This is a genomic window from Peptoniphilus indolicus, assembly GCF_900454665.1.
GTDB classification, from domain to species: Bacteria; Bacillota; Clostridia; order Tissierellales; family Peptoniphilaceae; genus Peptoniphilus; species Peptoniphilus indolicus.
The window spans coordinates 1,506,481-1,526,632 of sequence record NZ_UGTH01000001.1 but is presented as its reverse complement, the minus strand read 5'-3'; the positions used below and the strand labels follow the sequence as shown (position 1 = coordinate 1,526,632).

18 protein-coding genes, 1 pseudogene and 1 other annotated feature are annotated in these 20,152 nt (G+C 33.1%); of the genes and pseudogenes, 1 reads left to right on the top strand and 18 read right to left on the bottom strand.

Features of this window, described 5'->3' with window-relative positions; all coding sequences use genetic code 11:
• The 7 genes from DYE58_RS07305 to DYE58_RS07275 form a co-directional block, all read right to left on the bottom strand.
• Positions 1–1,077, bottom strand: coding sequence for a PIN/TRAM domain-containing protein (locus DYE58_RS07305; RefSeq protein ID WP_040552324.1), 1,077 nt, complete (start codon positions 1,075–1,077; stop codon positions 1–3).
• A gap of 42 nt (positions 1,078–1,119) precedes the next feature.
• On the bottom strand, positions 1,120–1,602 hold the full coding sequence (locus DYE58_RS07300) for a CarD family transcriptional regulator (protein WP_040552323.1): 483 nt from the start codon (positions 1,600–1,602) through the stop codon (positions 1,120–1,122).
• Positions 1,603–1,897: 295 nt separating this feature from the next.
• Complete coding sequence (gene ileS / locus DYE58_RS07295; protein WP_004820883.1) at positions 1,898–4,999, bottom strand: isoleucine--tRNA ligase; 3,102 nt, start codon at positions 4,997–4,999, stop codon at positions 1,898–1,900.
• 38 nt (positions 5,000–5,037) lie between these two features.
• Positions 5,038–5,215 (bottom strand) — a binding site (T-box leader).
• On the bottom strand, positions 5,203–5,631 hold the full coding sequence (locus DYE58_RS07290) for an RrF2 family transcriptional regulator (protein WP_004820880.1): 429 nt from the start codon (positions 5,629–5,631) through the stop codon (positions 5,203–5,205). Its footprint overlaps the feature before it by 13 nt.
• Positions 5,632–5,732: 101 nt before the next feature.
• Positions 5,733–6,998, bottom strand: coding sequence for an NAD(P)H-dependent oxidoreductase (locus tag DYE58_RS07285; protein ID WP_004820879.1), 1,266 nt, complete (start codon positions 6,996–6,998; stop codon positions 5,733–5,735).
• A gap of 8 nt (positions 6,999–7,006) precedes the next feature.
• Positions 7,007–8,239, bottom strand: coding sequence for a BaiN/RdsA family NAD(P)/FAD-dependent oxidoreductase (locus DYE58_RS07280; RefSeq protein WP_004820876.1), 1,233 nt, complete (start codon positions 8,237–8,239; stop codon positions 7,007–7,009).
• A 77-nt stretch (positions 8,240–8,316) separates the two neighbouring features.
• On the bottom strand, positions 8,317–9,279 hold the full coding sequence (locus DYE58_RS07275; RefSeq protein ID WP_004820875.1) for a D-2-hydroxyacid dehydrogenase: 963 nt from the start codon (positions 9,277–9,279) through the stop codon (positions 8,317–8,319).
• A 198-nt stretch (positions 9,280–9,477) separates the two neighbouring features.
• Between DYE58_RS07275 and DYE58_RS07270 the strand changes: the two genes are divergently transcribed.
• Positions 9,478–11,214, top strand: a complete 1,737-nt coding sequence (locus DYE58_RS07270; protein ID WP_040552321.1) for a DUF2207 domain-containing protein — start codon at positions 9,478–9,480, stop codon at positions 11,212–11,214.
• A gap of 145 nt (positions 11,215–11,359) precedes the next feature.
• On the opposite strand, the gene DYE58_RS07265 is transcribed toward DYE58_RS07270, so the two are convergent.
• The 11 genes and pseudogenes from DYE58_RS07265 to DYE58_RS07215 form a co-directional block, all read right to left on the bottom strand.
• Positions 11,360–11,542, bottom strand: a complete 183-nt coding sequence (locus tag DYE58_RS07265; RefSeq protein WP_004820870.1) for a hypothetical protein — start codon at positions 11,540–11,542, stop codon at positions 11,360–11,362.
• Positions 11,543–11,601: 59 nt separating this feature from the next.
• Positions 11,602–11,775 (bottom strand): hypothetical protein, encoded by a 174-nt coding sequence (locus DYE58_RS07260; protein ID WP_004820869.1) that lies wholly within the window; start codon positions 11,773–11,775, stop codon positions 11,602–11,604.
• 174 nt (positions 11,776–11,949) lie between these two features.
• Positions 11,950–12,759 (bottom strand): selenium-dependent molybdenum cofactor biosynthesis protein YqeB, encoded by an 810-nt coding sequence (yqeB, locus tag DYE58_RS07255; protein ID WP_004820867.1) that lies wholly within the window; start codon positions 12,757–12,759, stop codon positions 11,950–11,952.
• Positions 12,743–13,254 (bottom strand): annotated as a pseudogene (locus tag DYE58_RS07250) (nucleotidyltransferase family protein). Before DYE58_RS07250 ends, yqeB begins: the two are co-directional and overlap by 17 nt.
• Positions 13,255–13,301: 47 nt before the next feature.
• Positions 13,302–13,943, bottom strand: coding sequence for a selenium cofactor biosynthesis protein YqeC (gene yqeC / locus DYE58_RS07245; protein ID WP_172463326.1), 642 nt, complete (start codon positions 13,941–13,943; stop codon positions 13,302–13,304).
• Between the two features lie 60 nt (positions 13,944–14,003).
• Complete coding sequence (xdh, locus tag DYE58_RS07240; RefSeq protein ID WP_004823236.1) at positions 14,004–16,583, bottom strand: selenium-dependent xanthine dehydrogenase; 2,580 nt, start codon at positions 16,581–16,583, stop codon at positions 14,004–14,006.
• Positions 16,584–16,697: 114 nt separating this feature from the next.
• The gene (locus DYE58_RS07235; protein WP_115312145.1) at positions 16,698–17,615 is read right to left on the bottom strand and encodes an ATP-binding cassette domain-containing protein; all 918 of its coding nucleotides are present in this window, start codon (positions 17,613–17,615) and stop codon (positions 16,698–16,700) included.
• Complete coding sequence (gene modB, locus DYE58_RS07230; RefSeq protein ID WP_004820858.1) at positions 17,612–18,247, bottom strand: molybdate ABC transporter permease subunit; 636 nt, start codon at positions 18,245–18,247, stop codon at positions 17,612–17,614. Before modB ends, DYE58_RS07235 begins: the two co-directional genes overlap by 4 nt.
• Positions 18,231–19,019, bottom strand: coding sequence for a molybdate ABC transporter substrate-binding protein (gene modA / locus DYE58_RS07225; protein ID WP_004820855.1), 789 nt, complete (start codon positions 19,017–19,019; stop codon positions 18,231–18,233). The genes modB and modA overlap by 17 nt, the downstream gene beginning before the upstream one ends.
• On the bottom strand, positions 18,986–19,666 hold the full coding sequence (locus DYE58_RS07220; protein WP_004820854.1) for a winged helix-turn-helix domain-containing protein: 681 nt from the start codon (positions 19,664–19,666) through the stop codon (positions 18,986–18,988). The genes modA and DYE58_RS07220 overlap by 34 nt, the downstream gene beginning before the upstream one ends.
• The gene (locus tag DYE58_RS07215) at positions 19,663–20,151 is read right to left on the bottom strand and encodes a MogA/MoaB family molybdenum cofactor biosynthesis protein (protein ID WP_004820852.1); all 489 of its coding nucleotides are present in this window, start codon (positions 20,149–20,151) and stop codon (positions 19,663–19,665) included. The genes DYE58_RS07220 and DYE58_RS07215 overlap by 4 nt, the downstream gene beginning before the upstream one ends.
• Position 20,152: the final 1 nt, after the last annotated feature.

Sequence of the window (20,152 nt, the reverse complement as noted above, 5' to 3'; positions counted from 1 at the left end):
TTATTCCCCCTTTGTCGGTTTTGCAAATATCATCTTGCCGGCAGAGGTTTGTAGCGCCGATGTAACAATTACTTCGACATCCTCACCTACACGATCTTTACCATCTTCTACTACAATCATAGTTCCATCATCTAAATATCCAAGTCCTTGTCCATGTTCTTTACCATGTTTTACAATTTGTATCTTCATAATTTCACCAGGTAAATACACAGGTTTTACTGAATTCGCAAGTTCATTAATATTTAGAACCGGTATATTTTGTACCGCCGCAACTTTATTTAAATTGTAGTCATTTGTTACAATTTTCCCCTTTAAATCTTTTGTAATTTGAATTAACTTAGAGTCAACTTCTTTTATATTATCATAGTCTTCATTATATATGACAATATCCAGATTAGAATTATCTTGAAGTTCTTTTAAAATATCTAAGCCTCTTCTACCTCTATTTCTCTTCAATGCATCTGAAGAATCCGCAATATGTTGTAACTCTTCAAGCACATATTTAGATACGACTAACTGTCCTTCTAAAAATCCTGCTTCGCAAACATTTTTAATACGTCCATCAATTATTACACTTGTGTCGAGTATTTTTGCTCCGGCCATAACTTTCTTTTTGTCTTTATCTTTTTCTCTACTTGTTGCTTTAGGTAAACTAACTTCTCTAAGCCTATAAATTAATTCATCTTTATACTTTAAAGATAGGTTAATTCCAAGATAGCCTAAAATTCCATAGAGTATTAAAGAAAGCGCCGTTCCTATCACTGGAATTCTATTAATTGGTTGTGATAGAAGAAATGCTATAAAAAGGCCGAGTATAAGTCCTAAACTACCGGTTAAATTTTCCGACAGAGTCCTTTTTTTGAGTTCTGTTTCAACTCCCTTTAAATTTACTTCTATATACCTAAAAATCTTTGGAGATAAAATAAAAAATATGAGTGCGAAAATACCAATTATCACAACTGTTGCTATGTTAATTATGGTTGTATTAAAGCCTCGTGCAAAATCCATAGATTTTAAAAATATCACGAGCGCTACTCCAAGACCTGCTCCTATAATAGTAAATAAGAACCTAAACATCGTAGTTACTATTTTTTTATTTCTGCTTATACCATTCACCCCTTATCTTAAAATGGCATCATCTACAATTTTTACAATTTTTTCATAATCTTCGTCATAAACTAATACCATTTCAGAGATTATAATTTGTTTAGCACTATTAAGTAATTTTCTTTCACCTGTTGATAAGTTTTTGGAAGTATCCGACCTTTCTAGGGCTCTTACTACTCTAGCTATTTCTTCAATATCTCCAGATTTAATTCTATCCATGTTGAACCTATATCTTCTGCTCCAGTTTTTAGGCATTTCAACCTTTTCTTCACTTCCTAATACCTCAAACACCTTGTCCATATCTTCTCTTGTAAGAATATCTCTTACGCCAACTTCATCTGCATTTTCTACCGGTACCATTACTTCCATATCTTTTACAGGTAGCTTTAATATATAATATTTTCTTTTTTCACTGAGAATTTCTCGCTCCTCGATTCCAACTATTACACCTGCTCCATGCATAGGATATACTATCTTGTCTCCAACGTTATACATCACAATACCTCCTGGACATATATAGTATATCAAAGCAAGTAAATAAAGTAAACGTTTGATGATATCATAAATTTTAGACATATGCAATATATAACTTGAATATTTCTAAAAATTTTTAGTTGTAATTACTTATACTGCTGTATCATATAATACCATTAAATATGTAATTATAATCTTAAAATAAATCAAATTTAAATAAATTTAATCTAATCTTTTACTAACCTTTATAATTAGAAACTATTCTTTTATTTTAAAATAAATAATCCCTCAAGCTAATAGCTCAAGGGATTTATTTTTAAACTTTTTGTATCTTTATTTTTGACATATGAGAGTTAAGGTCTACTTCTTCTCCATCAACAGAATCATTCTTAGTCACTTCGACTGCAAGAGTCTCAGACTTAATAAATTCCGCTCCAGATTCAATTGCTTTTACTACTTCTCCATCAGAAGTATACTCAATCTTGATGTTGTCTAAGATATTTAAATCTAAGTTCTTTCTCATTTGTTGAATTTTTGAGATGAATTCTCTGATATATCCTTCATTAATCAATTCTTCACTAAGTTCTGTGTCAAGGATTACAAATAGATTGTTTTCCATTGTAACGTCAAAACCTTCTTTTGATTTGATGTTTATCAAGATATATTCTTCTTTAATTTCAGTCTTTTCACCGTTTAATTCTATTTCTTTTGGACCATTAGAAAGTTCTGAAACAAATTTTTTAGGATCTACAGAATTCAAATATTTTGAGAACTCTTTTATCTTACTTCCAAGGATTGAACCTGCAACTTTGAAGTTAGGTTTTAATTCATAGTTCATAAATTGAGAAAGATCTTCTTCAAAGTGAACTTCTTTTACGTTAAGTTCTTCTTTTATAAGTTCATCTAACTCAGCGATTGTTTCCTTGTATTTACCATCAATGATTACTTTTGAAAGTGGTTGACGAACTTTTATCTTAGCATTTTCTCTTGAAGCACGTCCTAATGCTACTAAGTTTCTAACTAAGTCCATCTTTTCTTCTATCTTTTCATCTATCAATTCTTCGTTTACTTCAGGATATAGTTCAAGGTGAACTGACTCTCCATCAGTAAGACTTCTGTAAAGTTCTTCAGAAGTGAAAGGAACAAATGGTGCTATTAACTTAGCTATTCCAAGCATAACTTCATAAGTTGTCGCATAAACAGACTTCTTGTCATCATCAATTTCAGTTGCCCAGAATCTTCTTCTGTTTCTTCTGATATACCAGTTAGACAAATCTTCTATTACAAATTCTTGAATATTTCTAACAACCTTTGTAACTTCAAATTTATCCATATCTTCTCTTACAGTCTTTACAAGATTGTTGTATTTTGACAATAACCACTTGTCAATTTCATCTCTCTTTTCATATGCAATATCAAATTCTCTAGGATTTATACCGTCTGTGTTTGCATATAGACTGAAGAAGTTATAGATATTTCTGATTGATCTGAAGAATTTAGAGTCAACTTCTCTAAGTCCATCTTCATCAAATTTTGTAGGAGTCCATGGTGGAGATACATACATCAAGTACCATCTAACTACGTCTGCTCCATATCTATCAAATAAATCAAATGGTTCAACAGTATTTCCCTTTGATTTAGACATCTTCTTACCAAATTTATCTAAAATTAAATCATTTACAAGTACATTCTTATATGGGCTCTTGCCTGTCATATAAGTTGAAATTGCAAGAAGTGAGTAGAACCAACCTCTTGTTTGGTCGATACCTTCACAGATGAAATCTGCTGGGAACAATTCGTTGAAATCATCTTTGTGCTCAAATGGATAGTGCCATTGTGCAAAAGGCATTGCTCCCGAGTCAAACCAAACATCGCCTACTTCAGGTATTCTTGACATAGTATGGCCGCACTTATCACACTTGATATGAACGTCATCTACGTATGGTCTGTGAAGTTCTATTGAATCATCTATATCTTCAATCGCTCTTTCTGCAAGTTCTTTTCTTGAACCTACTGAAGTTGTGTGTCCACATTCTTCACATCTCCAAATAGGAAGTGGAGTTCCCCAATATCTCGAACGAGAAATTGCCCAATCGTTTAGATTTTCTAACCAATTACCAAATCTCTTTTCACCTACATAATCTGGGAACCAATTTACACCATTGTTGTTTTCTACAAGTTTTTCTTTAAACTTAGTAACTTCGATATACCAAGATGGGTGAGCATAGTAGATTAATGGAGTGTGACATCTCCAACAATGAGGATAATTGTGGTCAAATTTATGTTTCTTGAACAATAAATCATTTTCTCTCAAGTATTGGATAACTTCTTTGTCTGCATCCATTACAAACATACCCTTCCAAGGTGTTTCAGTGAATCTACCTGACTCATCAACTGGATTGAAAACTGGTAGCCCATATCTTCTTCCTGTTTGATAGTCGTCTTCCCCAAATGCTGGAGCTGTGTGTACAACACCTGTACCATCTTCTGTAGTTACATAATCTGCTGTTGTAACATAGAAAGCTTTTTGGTCAGTTTGTATAAATTTCAATAATTGTTCATATTCAACGCCTTCAAGGTCGCTACCTTTCATTGTTTCAAGAATTTCATATTCGTGTTCAAATACAGAATCTGCCAATTCTTTAGCAACTATATAAACATCATCATGAATTTTTGCTCTGATATATTCAACTTTAGGATTTACAGTAAGTGTTACGTTTGAAGGAAGTGTCCAAGGAGTTGTTGTCCATGCCAAGAAATACTCATTGTCTTTTCCTTTAACCTTAAATTTAGCTGTAACTGTTTCAGTTTTGATTTCTTCATAACCTTGTGCAACTTCGTGAGATGCAAGTCCTGTTCCACAACGTGGGCAATATGGAAGAATCTTGTGTCCTTCATAGATTAATCCGTCTTTGAACATTTTGTTGTAAATACTCCAAACAGATTCTATAAAGTTATTGTCTAGTGTTACATATGGGTCATCTAAATCGATTAGATATGCCATTCTTCGAGTCAATTTTCTCCATTCAGACTCATATTCCCATACGGATTGTCTACACATTTCATTGAACTGTGCAACACCATATTTTTCTATGTCCTGTTTATTGTGAAGTCCTAATTTCTTTTCAACTTCAATTTCTACCGGCAAACCGTGAGTATCCCAACCTGCTTTACGCTTTACCTTATAACCACTCATTGTCTTGTATCTACAAGTTAAATCCTTTAGAGTTCTTGCAATTACGTGGTGAATACCCGGCTTACCATTTGCTGTTGGCGGTCCTTCATAAAAAATATACGAATGATTACCTTCCCTTGCTTCAACAGATCTTTTTAATAGATCAATATCGTCCCAGTAATTTGATATTTCAGATTCTCTATCTTTTACTGGAGATTTTGAAAGCGGTTTAAAATTTTCCATAACTTTTCCTCCTTATTTATATAATAAAAAAGACCCAACTAAGGGACGACTTACGCCGCGGTACCACCCTTATTATAGGTCCTATCACTTAATTGTCTTTAAGGCAGACTTACCAATTTGCTCCAAGTTGATCTTATAAACTCAAGTTACATTCTCACACCAACCGAATGCTCTCTTGAAACTCTCTATTTATAACTGTCTCTTCATTGCTTATTTTCTCCAAAACATTCAAGTGTCTTGGATTTTAAAATTTTTATTACCGAATTTTGTACTTCTTCAAGAGCTACGTGAAACCTGCAACCGTCAAAATCTGAAGAATTAACTCCCATATATGAACAATATGGATCTTCTGCATTCATGCATCTGTTAACAACTATAGGTCCGTCTATAGCAACCATTATATCATAAAGAGAAACTTCCTCTTTTGGCTTATTTAGCATATATCCGCCTGTAACTCCTCTTTTTGCTGTAGTTATCCCCGCTAAATTCAACTTTCTAAGTATTCTAAGAGTAAATCTTTCCGGTATAACTCTATCATGTGCAATTTTGGGAGCTCCTACTACTTCTCCTTCATGTTGGGCTAAGTAACCGCATATCCTGAATGCATAATCTGTTTCTTTTGTGATTCTCATGGCTTTTCGTCCTTTCTAAATGCACTACTCTACCAAAGTCATTCTCTAAAATGTAACTATGCATTTCAATTTTATATTTTATATTAATATCACCTTAGTTGTCAATTACCTTGTAGCCTTCTTATTTTAACTATACTTGCTTCCTCATCTAAAATTACATCTTCATAGGTTAAAGCTTTGCCGATCTCAACATCTCTTGCAAGTTTAGTTTTCTCTGTGATAATTCCTATCGGCAGAAGATTTTCTCGTCTTTGAATTTCTGCTTTTTCCAACACTCCATAAACTGAGTTTCCACCTATTCCCTCAAGTTTTTCTCCCTTTTTCAAATCTTTCTTTGCAATTGCAATAGTTTCTGCTACAGAACCCTTATAAGGTGCTATTGTAGAATCTTTTAAAACAACTGCTCTTATTATTGAAATTGGAGTTTCCAAACTTGTTAGATGATACGGTCTATATATGGCGAAATTTGGTCTCTTGCCAACACTCAAATATTCCATCTCATTATCTATTATTTCAGAATTAGCCTTTGCAATGGCAAAAACTCCCGGCGCTATTCCCATTGAAAAATCTACCGTCCCATAAGAATTCAACTTAGACCCTCTTGATTCTAAATCTATATCCTGTGCTATTGTCTTAGGAGTTGTCGTAAAAGAATGGCAACCCCTAATATCCGGAACAAATCCGGTTGCATTACACACGGCATTTAACTCTGTCATTGTGTTTGTACCATCCACGAAAGAAGTCAACATTCTTGGATTTAACCCTCTATTAATTGCCTCTTCGCTTAGATCCTCAGGTGTGGCACTTCTATCCAACTTATTGTTCTTTCCCTTCCCAAGAACTAAAACTTCAAACCCCATTGTATTTAAAAATTCATAGAGTTCAATTATAGCACCCGGTTCATCTCCAGCTGAACCGGTGTAAACAACCCCTGCTTCATCTGCCAATGATTTTAAATAAGGACCAACTGTCGCATCCATTTCAACATTTAAGCTTACAATATGTGTGTTGGATTCGATTGCTCTCAATGTAACTTCACAACCGGCGTTAGTATCTCCTGTGCAATCCACAACCACATCAGGTAGCTCTGCTGCAATCATGTTGTCAGTTGTGGCAATTGACTTTCCATTTTTAATAGCTTCTCTTGCCACTTCAATATCATCAGTTACCAAAAACTCATCTTCAGTAAACCCTGCTGATATAAAAGTATTTTTCACTTTTTCAATTCTTCTTGAGGACAAAATAAGCGGTGTGAAATTTTGTAATCCCTTTAATTGAGTTAAAAGTGAACTTCCCATTATTCCACAACCAATTATTCCAACCGATATATTTCCGTATTCTTTTAATCTATTCTGTAAGTAGAACATTCTACCTCCTAAAGATTTCTGCTCATCATCATAGCCGAAGATACTGCCCATTGTATGTTGTATCCTCCGCAAATTCCATCTATATCAAGAGCCTCACCTATTATATAAAGCCCTTTTACCAACTTAGACTCGAAAGTCTTTTCATCAACTTGTGATAACTCAACTCCACCTAAAGTGACTTGAGAAGTATCAAATCCCTTAGTCCCTGAGATATCTATTCTGTGATTTAAAATTTCTTCAACCATTTTCTCAAAAACTTTCTCGTCAATATTACTCATTGGAATATCTTGATGCAAATTTAAATTTTTACAGATATATCCAACTAATTTCTTATCTATTATTCCCGTAAGCCATCTTTTTAGTGAATAATGACTCAACATATAATACATATTATAAAGCTCATCTTTGATTTTTTCATCAGAATAATTTACTAGAGAAAATTTAATATATTTATTTCCGCTTTTAATATTAACTGCCTTAGATAAATTTAAGATAGGTGGGCCACTTAATCCATAATCAGTGAACAATACTTCTCCCTCTTCCTCTTGTACTAGTTCATCATCTATATACAGCCTTGGCTTAGAGTATACTTTTACACCACTTATTGATTTTAAATCCTTTGACTCAGAAGTAACTTGAGTTAATGCGGGATAAAGATTAGTTACTTTATGCCCCAAACTCTTCAAAATTTCAAAACTCTTGCCATCACTCCCAAGCTTAGGAGAAGAACAGCCTCCAGTTGCAAATACCACTCTATCAGCCACAAACTTCTCTTCATTGGTATAAACTGTAAATTTATTATTCTCTTTTTCCACCTTCAAAACCGGCGAAGACGTAATAACTTCAACACCCAACTCTTCGAGTTCCTCTAAAAGTTGATTCACAACAGTTTGAGCTTTTAAAGTTTGAGGATAGACCCTATTCCCTTCACAAGTCGTAAAAATCGCAATAGTTTTCAAATAGTCTATAAAATTTTCATTTGTAAATCCATTTATGGCTTCTGTTACAAATTTTGAATTATAATTTTTATAAGATACATCTAAATTAGTTAAATTACATCTTCCATTTCCAGTTGTCAGCATTTTTTTTAAGATTCTATCTTTCTTTTCTAAAACAGTCACTTGATGCCCTAACCTCTTAGATTCAATTGCTGCAAAGACACCGGAGATTCCTCCGCCAATTATTATAATTTTCATTTGATTGCCCTTCCTTTGTATATTATATTTAATCTTTACTCTCATTTCAATTTATCTTTGCAATATGCTCTCTAAGACTAAGATACATTTTAGAAACAAAAGCTAAATTATAATCTAAATATTTATTTAACTTCGTTTATTGACTCTCCGTTCATATAAGATTGTAAATTCCCAACTATTATGTCAAGCAACCTCTTTCTCGTATCTAAAGATGCCCAAGCTATATGCGGTGTAATCAATAAATTCTGTGCTCCACGTAGAGCATTGTTCTCTAACATTGGCTCAACTGCAACAGTATCTATCCCTGCAGCATATATTTTTCCAGAATCTAAAGCCTCTCTAAAATCAGCTTCATCTATCAACCCGCCTCTTGCAGTATTTAACAAAATAACTCCATCTTTCATTTTGGAAATAGTATCTTTATTTATAATCTTCTCAGTTTTTTCATTTAATGGACAGTGCAGAGCTATTACATCCGACTTTTCCAATAACTCATCAAACGAAACATACTCTCCTATCTCTCTGCCCTCGTCAGTTGGTCTTGAACCACTTGCGATTACATTCATTCCCAAACTCTTAGCAATACGTCCGGTGTTTTTGCCTATGTTTCCAAACCCAACTATACCCATCGTCTTTCCATATAGCTCAATCACAGGATGCTTCCAATAGCAAAAATCATCCGCCTTAATCCATTCTCCTGCCATTACTGATTCAGTATGCCTATATGTGTTGTGACAAATTTCAAGCAACAGTCCAATTGTAAATTGACTGACCGCATAGGTCGAGTACTCAGGACAATTTCTCACAGATATATTTCTCTTTTTAGCCTCTACAATATCAATGTTATTATATCCGGTAGAGCAAAGGCCTATATATTTTAAATTGTTGCATTTCTCAATGATATTTTTTGAAATTGGAACTTTGTTCACTATTATAGCCTCAGCATCTCCAATTTTTTCTATAATTTCACTTTCATTTTTAACATCAGTATCTCTATATAAAATTACATCTCCTAAACTTTCCAATTCATCAAAACTTAAATCTCCGGGATTTAATGTCTTATAATCTAAAAAAACTATTTTCATAATTTACCTCTACTATTTCAAATAACTGTATATTTATCTCAAGTAAATACTATATAATAGATTTAAATAGCATTTACTGTTGTACAAACTAATTATATTTATTATACATAATTAAAAAATAAATAGTATCGTCTTGCAAAAACTACTTCGTAAATTTTTACATTGTTAAATGCTAAATTTAAAATTCAGGTGATTATTATGAAAAAATTATTTTCTATACTATTACTACTATTTGCAATCGCTCCAAGTATAGTCTTTGCTGATTCAATAGACTCTATTGAAGTAAATGCAAATATACTTGATGACGGTTCTCTACAAGTAACACAAGTTTGGAAAGCAACAGCTGATAGCGGAACAGAATTTTATATTCCCATGCAAAACTTAAACCACATGCAACTAACTGACTTTAAAGTTTCAGATGAAAATGGTCCTTATACAGAAGTTCCTTGGGATGTAGAGGTTTCTTTTGAAGAAAAGGCGAACAAATACGGAATTAATAAAACAGTCGACGGCATTGAATTGTGCTTTGGTAAAACTGCATTAGAACCAAAGACCTACACAATAAACTACACTTTGAAAAATGCCATGATAGGTTACACAGATTTAGACGGATTTAATATTAGATTTATAAACCATGATATGGATCCGGTCCCTGATAATGTAAAAGTAACTATTCAAAAAAATGGTGTTGATTTAAACGAGAGCAATGCAAAGATTTGGGCATTCGGATACATTGGAAATATCTTATTTGAAGATGGCAAAATCGTTGCTAAAAATACAGAACCTTTTTCAAATAATCAAAATTTAACTATTCTAATGTCTTTGAATAAGGGAATAATAAATCCTTCTTACACCCTAAATGATAGTTTTGAAACTTTAAAATCAGTTGCATTTGAAAATTCAAGCTATGAAAATGACTATAATGATTTAAATGGTATTTCAGGAGATGCTATTTCGCAAAGTTCTAAAGATTTTTCAGGCCCGGTTACCTTAATAATTTTCTTTATTATTTTAATGCCTGTCTTCATATTCTTTTCGATTCTAGTATCTACTTCAAAAAAGCGTACTATAGCGAAGAATATAAATGAGGTCGATGAAGACCATCCCGAATATTACCGTGAAGCACCTTTCAACGGCAATCTGACGGCCTTACTTTATTTAAGACAAAAAGAAATCAATATATTAAATGCTATAATCTCAGCTCAAATTCTAAAGTGGGTAAAATCTGGTAATTTATCATTTGAAAGTGCTAAAAATTTAGCATTACCAAAAGAAAAGTTAAAACCAGAAGATACTGTCTTAAAGATAAATAGTGTTCCTAATACAAAAAATAGATTTGAATCCAATTTATTTGAATTTATTTTAAAAGCTAAGGGCGACGATGATATTCTAACTCCAAAAGAGTTCAAAAGATTTTTATTTAAATCAAAAGACTTCCCATATAAGTTTTTAAAATCTACAAAAGAAGAAGGAAGAAATTATTTAATAGACAATGGATATCTTGAAGAAAGAGCTTCTAATAAATATTACCTAACAGAAAAAGGACTTACTGAAACTTCTCGTCTATGTGCCTTTGAAAGATTTTTATATGATTTAGAAGATTTGAGTGAAAAAGAATCAATAGAAATTTCAAATTTCGATGATTTATTAATTATGGGAGTGTTATTGGGCGCCGCCGAAGAAGTAACCGATGCATTCAAACATTTTTATCCTGAAGATAAATATGCCGGTCACATACCTTTATACGTTGGTCCTAACAGTCTATATCCACACTATTTATATTTAACTTATTTCTCTAAAAATTCATATCAAGCTTACAGCTTAAGTTCAAGTTCGAGTTCAGCTTCCTTTGGTGGAGGCGGTGGATTCTCAGGTGGTGGAACTGGTGGAGGCGGTGGATTCTCAGGTGGTGGAACTGGTGGCGGTGGTAGATAGCCCCTACCAAATAATTTAATAAAACAAACACAAAAGCAGCTAACTCATATAGAGAAAGCTGCTTTTACAATATGTTCACTAACATAACAAAACTTATATATTAAATTAAATATTAACTTTGAATCTTTTTAATTTTTTATATCTATCAATCCCAATTTTGTGGAACTTCGTAAATATAATTGTATCCATTTGCTTTATCTTCTGCTATTTCCTTTTTTAATGCTTCAAGTTCTTCTTTTTCATCTTCTGTTAGTTCTATTTTGCAAGCTTCCATTGGTATTCTACCTGTTGCAAGTCCTAGTATATAATTATCTCTGCTCATTCCCATTTATTCATTCCTCTTTTCTTCAAATTGTTTAAATTTAACTTATATCATTAAAGTTTAAATTAATCATCGAATGGCACTTCGTATATATACTTTTTACCTTCTGATATATCTTTTTCTATACGCTCTTTCATACCTTCGAGTAAATCTTTTTCTTCTTCTGTTAATTCTATTTTACATGCTTCCATTGGTATTCTACCTAGTGCAAGTCCTAATATATAATTATCTCTATCCATTATCATCACCTTTTAATTATCTTATTAATCTACCTAATAATATTTCGTCATAAAATTTCTTATTCAATGCACTTTTGATTCAACTACTAAACATATTAACACACTAAAATAAAATCGGAAATGATGATAATTCAACTTCCTATTTTATAAATTTCTATATTTTCATAACTTACTTTACTTATCAGCATTTCTATTTTTCAAAATCATAACGGCTTCGAGAGTTGCTCCACCTAATGCTCTTGCTTTGTCCGATATTGTATTTGGATTTGTAGTAGTTCTTGGGTCCACATCTCCTATTTTCATACCTTCAAAGACTTCAGTACCATTTCTAATAATCCCCCTTAAAATCCCTGAAATTTTAGCTGTAACTTCTCCGCCTTCAACTGTAGCTATGACTTCTCCTTGCTCTACTATATCCCCTATATCGTGTCTGTTTATTATTTTTCCGGCCTTAGGTGCATACAGTACTCTCTCTCTTGTAAAACCATCTATATTCCCCGGTCTATTTGTATTTGGTGCTGCAGAGCCTTCAAATATAAGTCTGCCTAAATCGTGACCTCTGTTAGTTTCAATAACTATGTCAACATCTTCCCCAGCAATAAATCCCGGTCCTAGTGCAACAGTTCCCTTTGCCATATCTATTCTTGTGCCAAGATTTTTTTTAGCTAAAATCGCATCAACCAATACATCAGGTTCAAGTTCTTCTAGGATTTTACATTCAGGGTCCACCATCAAAGGCACTACTCTATCTTCAAATGCCTTTTCCATTTCAGATATAGTTTCAACTCTTCTTGCTGTTATATCTTCTACGCTTGTTTCTCCAACGTAAATAGCATCAGATAGTGCAACAGTTCTTCTTATTGCAGTTGGTTGTTTCACTTCGAGACACAGCACTTTAAAACCGGAACGATGTAATCTTTGAATTGAACCCGTTGCAATATCTCCCGCACCCCTAATTATTATCAAATTATCTAATTTTTTCATATTGTTCCCTTGTATCTATATCTATATGTTCCATTTCACTTTCTATATCAACTTTTTGTGAATTTTCTTCGTTTATTAAAACAACTCCGCCCTCATCTTCTTTTAAACTCAACAATCTATCTTTAAAAAATTTCGGGAAAATCATCGGAGCCCCACGCTTTTTGCCGTACATCGGAAAAGTTATCAATTCATCTTGATAGAACTTATCCACTATTTTTCTAACAGTTTCCTCGCTGACAAAAGGTTGGTCACATACAAAGAACATATATCCGTCAACATTACCTGAGTTTTCTACGCCTATTCTAATTGATTCACTCTTACCTATATCAGCTTTTTCATTGTCATATACTTTCAACTTTCCTTCAGCATATTTTTAATATCTTCATCATTTGTTATTAAAATTTTTTCTGAAAAATCTAAACTATCTAATAAATCAACTGTGTATTCAAACATTCTCTTACCTTTGACTTCAAGTTTTAATTTGTTATCTCCCATTCTCTTTGAAAATCCGGAAGCCATTACTATAGCGCTAATATTCATACTTACCTCCTAAGTTTTATATCTAATTTTCCAATTTCTTCTTCAAGTTTTGAAATATCTTCCTCAACTCTATTTAAGTAGAGATATTTTTCGCCAACTGAATTTTTAAAAATTCCCTCCCTGTGAGATAGCATTTTTAAAATTAATGAATCATCTAAAACTACTCTTCCAAATCTGTCTTTGAACAATTTAAAATTAAATATATCATCTTTGTTCAACTCATTTAAATATTTCATCATTGGCAATACTGCTATAGTTTTAGTAGTTATATCGTATATTACAGGCTCATTTTCGCGAGAGGCTTTATATGGTTTTTGTTTAGAACCATCAGCTTCAATTAGTACATAATCAAATTTTGACAAAATCTCTTTTAAATAATCATAGTCAGCGCTCGTTATTTTTTTATCTGTAGATTCTCCACCTGTAATCACTAAATTTATTCCATTGAAATTTCCATCAAAGTTTTCAACGCATATTTCATCATCTTCTAATTCAGTTGGAATACCTATTTTGGTAGAAGTTGTTATTAATACTTTACCCATTTTTTTTAATTCTCTTCCCAACTTAAACATTAAAGTAGTTTTTCCCCCACTCCCCACAATGGATACTACATCATTTTTTTGTATTTCAAATTTTCTATACATCCCAAAACCCCTATGTACACTTAAACCTCTCATTTTTAAAAATGAGAGGTTTAAAATAATTTATTTATTAAAAACTTTCTTAGGTTTAGAATAAGCTGTTTCATCAAGAGGAAGCTTTCTTCTTACAATTCCGTCCATTTCCATATATGCTGCTGCCACTGCTGCTGCAGTTGGAATAGAAGCTATCTCTCCAACCCCTTTAGCTCCATAGGCAACATTTAAAAGTTCTTCTTTTTCTATGGCTATAGTTTCTATTTCAGGAACATCTGTTGAGCGTAAAAGTCCTAATTGTCCAAACTTATCAGTAGGAACCCCGTCTTTTAATCTCATATCTTCTGTTAATGCATACCCTAAACTCATTAGAACTCCACCTTCAACTTGTCCCTCAAAATTTATTGGGTTTACTATTTGCCCTGAATCATGAGCTGCTACTACCTTTTTAACCTTTCCTTCATCGTCTAAAATTACAACGTGTGTTGCATATCCATATGCTATATGTGATTTAGGATTTGGTTTATCTGAAGAAAGAGGATCTGTTGGCTCAAAATATTCATAGTAATAATCTTTTCCCTCAACACTGCTAAGGTCGGTTCCTACCATATCTTCTTTTAATAACTCACAAACTTTTTTAATAGCTTCACCTGTCAAAAGCGTCTGTCTTGAACCTGATGTAGTACCTGAGTCAGGAGAAGTTTCAGTATTAGGTGGCATAAGAATTATATCATTTCTATCTATTCCCAATGTTTCTACTATAAATTGAACTGCTATCGTCAAGTAACCTTGTCCAATGTCAGATGCCGCTGCATAAAGATACAACTTTCCATCTCTCACTTCAAGTCTTGCACGACCTTTATCAGGTAAACCTACTCCTACACCTGAATTTTTAAGTGCACAGGCTATTCCAACATGTCCTTTATTTTCTTCATAGACATCTTTTACTGCTTCAAGAGTTTCTACTAATCCTGTCGATACATCCGCAAACTGTCCATTAGGAAGAACATCCCCCGGTCTAATAGCATTTCTATATCTGATTTCCCATGGAGATATTCCAACTTTTTCTGCTAATTGAGTTAAAATCATTTCAAAAGCAAAGTTTGACTGACAAACCCCAAATCCTCTAAAAGCTCCTGCTGGTGGATTGTTTGTATAGACTCCATATCCACGGATATCAGTATTTTCATATCTATATGGGCCTACTGAATGTGTACAAGCTCTTTCAAGTACAGGTCCACAAAGCGATGCATACCCACCTGTATCAAAATAAATTTCAGCATCCAATCCTTGTATAATTCCATTTTCATCACACCCAACTGTAAAATCAGCTTCCATCTTATGACGCTTAGGGTGGAAAGCTATGGATTCAGGTCTTGTGAATTTAGCCTTTACTATTCTATTGTATTTAACCGCTGCAAGAGCTGCAATATGTTGTACGGATACATCTTCTTTTCCTCCGAAACCTCCACCTATAATTGCATTTTCTACAACTACTCTCTCAGGTTCCCAACCAAACATTATAGAAATTTCTTTGCGTGTGTCAAAAGTACCTTGGTCTGATGTATATATTTTAACACCATCTTTATATGGCATAGCAATAGCACACTCAGGCTCCATAAAAGCGTGTTCAGTAAAAGGAGTTGAGTAATGTTGAGTTATAACATATTTAGAATTAGCTATGGCTTCTTTTGCGTTTCCTCTTGTAACATGTCTTTGTTGGCAAAGATTTCCATTAGAGTGTATCTTTGGAGCATCTTCTTTAAGTGCTTCAAAAATATCTGTTATAGGCTCATACACCTCATAATCTATTTTTACAAGCGCTTTAGCTTCTTCGAGAATCTTTTGATCTTCTGCAACTACAAGTACAATTGCATCGCCTATACATCTTGTAATTTCTCCTTCCGCAATTAAAACATCCCAATCTTGTTGAATATGTCCAACTTTGTTGTTAGGAACATCTTCAGCTCTTAAAATCCCAACTACACCTTCTAATTTTTCAGCCTCTGATGTATCTATTTTTAAGATTTTTGCACGTGGATGAGCAGTTCTCACACATGATGCATATACCATGCCATCAAATTCCATATCATCCACATATTTTCCAGTACCTAGAATTTTTGCTTCAGCATCAATTTTTATAGCATTTTCTCCAACACCATTTGTATTTTTGTTTTTCATTTCCGTCTTTCCAGAGAAAATTTCTCCAGCAAGTTTAATAGCTTTTTCAATCTTCACATATCCAGTACATCTACAGATATTACCTTTTATAGAAGCTTTTATTTCTTCATCAGTTGGATTTAAATTTTTATCCAACAATCCTTTTGCGCTCATAACCATTCCCGGAGTACAGAACCCGCATTGTACAGCCCCTACTTCTGCAAATGCATATGTATATACTTCCCTTTCTCTATCTGTTAAACCTTCCATAGTTATGATTTCTTTTCCTACAAGCTTAGATAATTTAAATACACAAGCTTTTGTTGCTTTACCATCTACGATTACAGTACAAGTTCCACAAGCGCCTTGACTACAACCGTCTTTTACGGACTTAATCTTTAGCTCATCCCTTAAAAAATTTAACAAGGTTATATCCTTATCATGAATAAACCTTTTCCCATTTACTATTACTTCAAAAGTATTTTCCATAATTTACACCTCTTATATAGATTACGAATATTGTTGTTTTTTTATTATAACATAGAATTTTATTATAAACAGAAAAAATAGGATATTTTTTTTATTTTATCCTATTTTTAAAAATTAATTAACGGTTGTTTGATAAAGTTCTAAATCACTATCAACTTCAAAAGTGTATAGATCTCTTAAAAATTCAGCTCTTAAAATTTGCCCTTCAACTTTTAAATTTAAAATATTGTAATTCAAAGAATTTACAATTGAAACTACTTTTCCTTTAAATTTAGTATCACCATCGCTATACTCGGTTTTAAATTTTTTAGGGTTATAGTAAATGTCTCTACCTTTTATTTTTATGCTCTCATACCCTATTAATCTTGCCATATCTTTATTTAAATAATTTCCAAAAGATTCAACTCTTTCATCTGCAATTACCCTACCCTTTTCAATAAAGATAATTTCTTCGCATAATTCCGTTATATCGTCTATATCATGACTAACTATTACAACTGTTCCGTAAAACTCTTTTAGCATTTCCTTAAGTTCACTTCTCAGCTTGACTTTCAAATTCATATCAATAGCTGAAAAAGGTTCATCTAGGAGTATTATCTTTGGCTTGCTTGCCAACATTCTCACCATTGCAACTCTTTGCGCCTCACCACCACTTATATTGTTTGGTTTAGAATCAAGTAGATGTTCTATTCTAAATTTTTTGTAGAGTTCTTCCAAATTTTCTACTTTTGATGTCAACTCTATCTGTTTTCTTACAGTCATATGTGGAAAGAGTGCATAGCTTTGAAATAGGTACCCAACTTCTCTATCTTGAGGTCTCACATTTATATTTTTATCTGAATTATAAAGTACTTCACCATCAAGTTTAATACATCCCGATTTAAGTTCTGTTATTCCGGCAATACTCTTTAATAATTGAGTTTTGCCTGCACCTGATGGCCCAAACAATCCTATTTTTTGGAAATCACTTTTAAATTCAATATCTAAGTCATAACTCTTTAATTTCTTTTTTATAGTTATATCAAGTGTCATTTCTTCTCCGTAAAAAACATAGTTAAAAATATCAACACCGCACTGATTGCAATAACAAGTAACACCAACATATATGCTTGATTATAATTGCCGGCTTGCACAGCTGTATATATTGCCGTCGAAAGAGTTTGAGTTTTGCCTTTTATGTTGCCTGAGACCATCATCGTTGCTCCAAATTCTCCAAGCGCTCTTGAAAAAGATAAGATAAGTCCTGAAACCAATCCATATTTAGAAAGTGGCAATGTTATCTTTCTAAATATTTCTCCATCAGATAACCCAAGTGTCTTTGAAACTAATATACAATCTTCGTTAACTGATTTAAATGCTGCATATGCACTTTTATACATAATTGGAAAACTGACAACTGTCGCTGCTATAATATTAGCTGCTGGTGTAAAAAGTATTTGTATGTTCAGCAAATTATAAAATCCACCAAATATACCTTTATTTCCTAAAACTATAAGTAACAAAAAACCCATTACTGTTGGCGGCAATACCATTGGCAGTGTAAATAATATGTCTAAAATTCTCGACTCTCTTTTTAGAACAACTCGTGCTGCTAATATGGCTAGTATAAATGTAAATATACTAGCCACACTTGCAAATAAAATAGAATTACTTATTAGCTCCATCTATTACCTCATATCCATATTCTTCAAATACTTTCTTAACTTCTTCGCCTTTGATGTATTCATAGAATTGTTTTGATTCAGGTTTGTCATTTAAAAGAGCCATTGGATAAATTATATCCTTGTGAGTTCCATCTTCGAATTCATATACAATCTTAACATCGTCTTTAGCAACTAAAGCGTCTGTTTTGTATACTACTCCGTAGTCAACTTCTCCGCTCTTAACCCATTCCAATACGTTTCTAACGTCTGAACCTAATACAATTTTGTCTTGCATTTTGTCAAATAATCCTAAGTTAGTCAAAGCTTCTTTTGCATACTTACCTGCTGGAACTGATTCAGGTTCTCCGATTGCAAATTTTCCACCATTTAATACATCTTCGATTGACGCTAAATCTTTTTTACCGACGATTACTAATTTATTTTTTAATAAATCTTGAGATTCTTTTACTAATCCCTTATCTTCAAGCTTTGCAACGTGTTCTTTAGAGGCACTGATAAATACATCTGCCGGTGCTCCTGACTCAATTTGAGTTCTCAAAGTACCTGAACCACCCATGTTGAATTCAACAGGACTTCCATATTGCTCGCCTATAATGTTCATAGTTTCTTTTAATGAAGCTGCTGCAGAAACTGTTATGGGTTCCATAGCTTGAACTTCTTCTTTTGGAGCATTGTTTTTAGTTTCTTCAGCTGACTTACTTTGACACGCTGCCAAAACTAACATCAACATCATTATTCCTACCAATACTTTTTGAAAATTTTTCTTACACATTCCTCTACCTCTAAGTTAAATTTAATGTATTTCTTTGCAAACAACTTTCCCTCTTCCGTTAAAAAGCTTTCTCCTCCACCTGTTCCGCCTTGTTTTTTCTCCACAACTTTGTATCCCAATCCCTTTTCCATAGTTCTTATCATCTGTAAAGCTTTAGAATAAGAAATATTCATAGCTGCGGCAGCTGATTTAACAGATTGAGTCCTATCTATTAAATTAAGCAGTTGGGCAGTCCCCGGACCATAAAATCTTCTGTTTTTATTTAGAGTCAATTTCACCTGGCAAGTCATTTGAATGTCTCCCGGAGCTTCAAATTTTTCCGTCTCATTTTCAGACGTGACTAACCTAAAGGAACCGTCTTTAACTTTGAAGATACCATTTGCGCTCTCTTTTTCCAGAGCTAAATAATCAACTCTTAACAAATCTTCAACTAAATCTTCAAATATGAACTTTCTCTCATACTTATCAATAATTTCTTCTGTCGAACTCTTATCTATAAAAATAGCACCCGATTTTATCAAGTGATTTTTATCAACATTATTTTCCACTACAAAAACATCGCTCACAGCCGGCTTTACATTTACCATAAGTGTCCTAAGCACATCTAAGTTGTAATCTTCATCTGGAATTATAATAGCTATTGTCATCTCTCTATCCCCGCACAATTGGATTTTTCAGTATTTAGCATCTTAAGAGCATGTTTTAACGGACTTAAGATAAAACTGATATTTTCTTTAGCTGCCTTTGGACTGCCCGGTAGATTTACCACTAGGCAACTTCCAATTGTTCCACAAACTTGTCTGGATAAAATACCACTTTTCACAACTTCATAAGATTTCATTCTCATAAGCTCAGAAAGCCCAGGAACTTCTCTATCAATTACATCCTTTGTTGCTTCAGGAGTTATATCTCGCATACCCAGCCCGGTTCCGCCTGTAGTTAAAATTAAATTTGCGCTTGCATTTTTTATCAGTTCTTTTTTAATGAGTTCTCTATCATCCGGAACCATTCCAGTTCCTACTACCTCATATCCATTTTCTTTCATCAAGTCTACAATCTCCGGACCACTAAAGTCCGCTTTTTGCTCATAATAACCTGAGTCACTCACCGTTAAAATAAATACACTATACATT

Excerpts from the sequence above, each read along its gene's own strand:
- modA (WP_004820855.1), bottom strand. The coding sequence starts at position 19,019 with ATGTGTAAGAAAAATTTTCAAAAAGTATTGGTAGGAATAATGATGTTG.
- DYE58_RS07280 (WP_004820876.1), bottom strand. The coding sequence starts at position 8,239 with ATGAGAGTAAAGATTAAATATAATATACAAAGGAAGGGCAATCAAATG.
- DYE58_RS07290 (WP_004820880.1), bottom strand. The coding sequence starts at position 5,631 with ATGAGAATCACAAAAGAAACAGATTATGCATTCAGGATATGCGGTTAC.
- DYE58_RS07300 (WP_040552323.1), bottom strand. The coding sequence starts at position 1,602 with ATGTATAACGTTGGAGACAAGATAGTATATCCTATGCATGGAGCAGGT.
- yqeB (WP_004820867.1), bottom strand. The coding sequence starts at position 12,759 with ATGAAAAAATTAGATAATTTGATAATAATTAGGGGTGCGGGAGATATT.
- DYE58_RS07220 (WP_004820854.1), bottom strand. The coding sequence starts at position 19,666 with ATGACAATAGCTATTATAATTCCAGATGAAGATTACAACTTAGATGTG.
- DYE58_RS07275 (WP_004820875.1), bottom strand. The coding sequence starts at position 9,279 with ATGAAAATAGTTTTTTTAGATTATAAGACATTAAATCCCGGAGATTTA.
- DYE58_RS07305 (WP_040552324.1), bottom strand. The coding sequence starts at position 1,077 with ATGTTTAGGTTCTTATTTACTATTATAGGAGCAGGTCTTGGAGTAGCG.
- yqeC (WP_172463326.1), bottom strand. The coding sequence starts at position 13,943 with ATGTATAGAAAATTTGAAATACAAAAAAATGATGTAGTATCCATTGTG.
- DYE58_RS07265 (WP_004820870.1), bottom strand. The coding sequence starts at position 11,542 with ATGGGAATGAGCAGAGATAATTATATACTAGGACTTGCAACAGGTAGA.
- DYE58_RS07285 (WP_004820879.1), bottom strand. The coding sequence starts at position 6,998 with ATGTTCTACTTACAGAATAGATTAAAAGAATACGGAAATATATCGGTT.
- DYE58_RS07215 (WP_004820852.1), bottom strand. The coding sequence starts at position 20,151 with ATGTATAGTGTATTTATTTTAACGGTGAGTGACTCAGGTTATTATGAG.
- ileS (WP_004820883.1), bottom strand. The coding sequence starts at position 4,999 with ATGGAAAATTTTAAACCGCTTTCAAAATCTCCAGTAAAAGATAGAGAA.
- DYE58_RS07235 (WP_115312145.1), bottom strand. The coding sequence starts at position 17,615 with ATGACACTTGATATAACTATAAAAAAGAAATTAAAGAGTTATGACTTA.
- xdh (WP_004823236.1), bottom strand. The coding sequence starts at position 16,583 with ATGGAAAATACTTTTGAAGTAATAGTAAATGGGAAAAGGTTTATTCAT.
- modB (WP_004820858.1), bottom strand. The coding sequence starts at position 18,247 with ATGGAGCTAATAAGTAATTCTATTTTATTTGCAAGTGTGGCTAGTATA.
- DYE58_RS07270 (WP_040552321.1), top strand. The coding sequence starts at position 9,478 with ATGAAAAAATTATTTTCTATACTATTACTACTATTTGCAATCGCTCCA.
- DYE58_RS07260 (WP_004820869.1), bottom strand. The coding sequence starts at position 11,775 with ATGGATAGAGATAATTATATATTAGGACTTGCACTAGGTAGAATACCA.